Source organism: Hominisplanchenecus murintestinalis (assembly GCF_943193015.1).
GTDB lineage: Bacteria > Bacillota > Clostridia > Lachnospirales > Lachnospiraceae > Hominisplanchenecus_A > Hominisplanchenecus_A murintestinalis.
Genome location: NZ_CALPCM010000117.1, coordinates 1 through 1,427, shown reverse-complemented (window position 1 = coordinate 1,427; position 1,427 = coordinate 1). Strand labels below are relative to the sequence as shown.

At 48.8% G+C, this 1,427-nt stretch carries 1 protein-coding gene; it reads right to left on the bottom strand.

Going from position 1 to position 1,427, the window contains the following annotated elements:
- On the bottom strand, window positions 1-1,427 hold a 1,427-nt coding region (locus tag NFR99_RS15230; protein WP_251354080.1), incomplete at both ends, for a capsid protein.

Genomic DNA, 1,427 nt, shown 5'->3' with positions numbered 1-1,427 from the left:
GCTATTTGCGCCCCATTTAACATACTAATGGCTGGTTGTTCAGGCTCCGTAACCAAACCGTCCAGGCTTACCGACGGTTCCTCCAGCTCCTGGATTCCCTGCTCGGCCTTAAGGCGGGCAATTTCATCCATTTTCCATTTCTCGTCCTTGCTGTCACCATAAAGCTCCTCGACAGCTGCCTCAATGCTCATAATCCCACCCTGTTTGCCTTTGCTGATTGTCTCCACCTGACTTTCAAAGCTTGGGTTCGCATATTCCCCGAACGGAATGTTTACCCTCACCTCTTCCAGCGGCTTTTTAAACAGGATGTTATAGGCGTTGACCGCTGCACCTACCAGTTCCGGCAACGTGTCCTGCAAGGCTTCAATAACCGCATTCCTGGTATAAAGCGTCGCTTTTTCCTTTTCCCTCTGCGCTTCCGCATTATCCAACTTCTTGACATCTATTCCAAGAGTTGATGGGCTGATCAAACCCTGCAGGCAGAGGTCAAGCGCTGTGACATAACTTGCGAGATAGCTGTCATGCGGAATCGAGGGCTGTTCTGTGCTGATAGCTGCTTTCTGGCCTTCACGCATATCCCCATCTGCCGAAAAATACCGATTGTCAAATGCGTTGGGTTTCATCAACTGCCCGCTTTCAGGATCATGCGGCACCAGACAGTCTGGAATATATGTTTTTGCCCGCCCTGCCCTCAGAGCATCCATCCACTGGCTCCATGCTTCGTCGAATGCATCGAAGCTGTCGAGCTTCCCATCAAAAACAGAGCCCCCGCGCCCTTCATACTTTGCGCTTTCATAAACCTGCATCGGCACGGCCAGCATCGCTTTTTCATCGAATGTGTAGTCTGAGAGTCCCGCCGTCTGCGCAATCGCTTTTATATCTACCAGCTTTTCATTGTGGTACAGCTCATTTTTGATATAGCCATATCCATAGCGTTCGTTCAGGACATATTGGTCCCCGTGTTCTTTATAAGCCGTTTTAAAAATGACCTCTTTTACCCTGTCCCGCTGCCGTACAATTTCAATCTGCTCGCCGGGATACCATTCCAAGATTGGATACTCGCTGATTGTGGTATCTATTGCAATCTTAAACGCACCGTCCCCGATATAAAGAACTTCTTTTAATGCCTTTTCCATCTTCTTAGTAAATTTGTTTTCTTTTGCAATTGCTTCCCAGAGCTGTTTCTGCCGCTCTTCCACGAATTCAAAATCATTCATGTCCGCCAGCACGATTGCTGTAAGTATGCGTATAATCAGCCCGGGGAGCCCCGTATGGATTTTTCTCATTTCCATCCCTGGGCTGCACCTGCTCGCCCAGAATTTATATTTATCCGCATATTCCGGAGCCTGACGGTACATCTGCTCCAGTTCATTCCCATCCCCTCTGTACCAGATGCGGTTACGGATGGCGTTTGCTTCAAAATCCAG